Below are 2,529 nucleotides of genomic sequence, written 5' to 3' on the forward strand. Positions count from 1 at the left end.
CATGAACATCCATCGTTACAACAAACCAATAATATTGAATTTTGTAAAACGGATAATGATCAGGTGATTGCCTATTATAAATTTGATGATGACAAACAAGATGAAACCTTAATGATTTGTAACATTGATCCGTATTATGCGAAGCAATCTTGGGTACAATTACCCTTAAAATCAATGGGAATCAAGGAAGGGCAAGCCATTAGAGTTATTGAATTAATTACAGGAAATAGTTATATTTGGGATAAAGAATGGAATTTTGTTGAACTCTATCCAGTTTTACCTTTTCATTTATTTAAAATACATAAATAATTATGAAAAATGACAACCAAGATACATTTGCAACATCATTCAAATTCAAAAACGAATGGAAAGATGCTTTAAGTGATGATCAATTTATCAAAATTTTTTCATCAGATATTCTAGAAAATTATATAATCAATAAACGATGGTATGGAGGAAAGTCAAGCACACTAAAATATATAGAGGTCGTTGATAATTTTAAAATTAATTCAAAAAACAATACTTATTATGGAGTTTTACTAGAAGTAAATTTTAAAGAAGCATTTTTTCAGAATTACTTTATGCCAATTGCTTTTATGACATCCGATGAATTGGACACAAACACAATAATTGCTCCAGCAAAATTCGGAAATATAGAAGGTTTTTTGGTCGACGCATTACACCAAGATGATTTTAGAAAATTATTATTTAATAAAATTGCAAATGCAGATGAAAACAGTAAAGACAAACTTAAATTCCATAAAGGAAAATCATTATTAGAAAAAGAATACATTTCGTCTAAATTTATGGGAGTTGAACAAAGCAACACCTCAATAATTTTTAATGACACATTAGTTTTAAAAATTTTCAGAAGAATTTACGTCAGTACCAATCCAGATTACGAAATCAGCCGTTTTTTAACTGAAAGAATGGACTTTAAAAGCAGTCCAGCATACACAGGAAGCATCAATTTAAACCTTTCTGAAGGCAACATCACACTCGGTTTAATGCAAGAATTAGTTCCCAATCAAGGTGATGCTTGGAAATTTATGCTAGAACAAACCGATGGTGTTTTCGAAAACCTATCACGTAAAAAAATAAAAATCGATAAACTACCCAACATAGATTTATTCAAACGATTAAAAATAAACGAAATTCCACCAGAAATCATCGATTGGGTTGGATTAAATCTATTTTTAAAAATTCAAACACTAGCTCTTCGAACCGCCGAAATGCACATTGCACTTGGCAGCGATATTCACGACACCGCTTTCACACCAACAACTTACAACGGCGATTACACCGTTTGGCTAAAAAATAGATTGCTATATCAGTTTCAAAACCGATTAAATATTATAGAAAACAGCTTACACAAACTAGACGGAATGGCGCTAGATTTGGCAAATCAGTTTCTAGAAAACAAAAAATTAATCCGTAAACATTTCGTAGATTTCGATTGGACCAAAATGAAATCCGAGCGCATCAGAATTCACGGCGACTATCATTTAGGTCAAGTTTTAGTCAATAATGACGATTTTTATTTACTAGATTTCGAAGGCGAACCAGAAAGCACAATTCGTGATAGAAAAGTAAAACAACCACCATTAAAAGACGTTGCCGGAATGTTTCGTTCCTTTCACTACGCCATTTACGCCACCATTTTCAACAATGCCGACAAGTATCCATTCGAGCAAGAAGAACTATTTAAAGCAGGCGAATTATTGTTTAAATATCTTGTTGGTGCATTCCTAGAAACCTATATCGAAAAAGCCCAATCAGGCAATTTAAACATAGGTTACAACCACGAAATCAACTTTTTACTAAAATATTGCATCCTCGAAAAAGCCGTTTATGAACTTGGTTACGAACTAAATTCACGACCAAGATGGGCAGTAATTCCGCTGCGAGGCATACAAACAATTATGGATTATTAAAATATCCTAACAGGTTTTTTTTTAACCTGTTAGGTAATAATTAAAAGTTTCATTTGAAGCGAATGGCTTGGGCATTTTAGCAATCCATTTTCACGCTTTCCGTTCCAATCTTTTTTCAATTGCCTTGGTTTTAAACCCAAGGCAATTGAAAAAAGGATTTCCACTATAATCGTGGCTATAAGATTTATGTATTGATTAAAAATAATTTAAAATTAAAAAAGATATTTTAAAAAGAATATTTAGATATTTAAAAATAAATCTAAAATCGAAATTCACTTTGTCATCCTGAGCGTAGTCGAAGGAACGCAAACGAAGTCGTTTTAAAAAAACAAAGATTATCATAATAAAATAAATCTAAAATTGAAATTCACTTTGTCATCCTGAGCGCAGTCGAAGGAACGCAGTCTAAGGAACGCAATCAAATTAAAGTTGAAGGAATAAAATAAACAACAAAATAAAAAATGAAATTTTATTACGTTTACATATTAAGATGCAAAGACAATTCACTTTATGTAGGAATTACAAATGATGTAGATAGAAGAGTAGACGAACATAACGATGGGAAATTACCAAATGCTTACACATACAAAAGAAG

2 protein-coding genes and 1 pseudogene are annotated in these 2,529 nt (G+C 31.3%); all 3 read left to right on the forward strand.

What is annotated here, in order from left to right:
- Positions 1-309: pseudogene (locus tag ACH2BO_RS14305) on the forward strand (alpha-1,4-glucan--maltose-1-phosphate maltosyltransferase); the annotation flags it as partial.
- A 2-nt stretch (positions 310-311) separates the two neighbouring features.
- A complete protein-coding gene (locus ACH2BO_RS14310; protein ID WP_395045412.1) occupies positions 312-1,934 on the forward strand; it encodes a trehalose synthase in 1,623 nt (540 codons plus the stop codon).
- Between the two features lie 461 nt (positions 1,935-2,395).
- On the forward strand, positions 2,396-2,529 hold a 134-nt coding region (locus ACH2BO_RS14315; RefSeq protein WP_395045413.1), incomplete at its 3' end, for a GIY-YIG nuclease family protein.

The organism is Flavobacterium sp., assembly GCF_043773265.1.
Taxonomy (GTDB): Bacteria; Bacteroidota; Bacteroidia; order Flavobacteriales; family Flavobacteriaceae; genus Flavobacterium.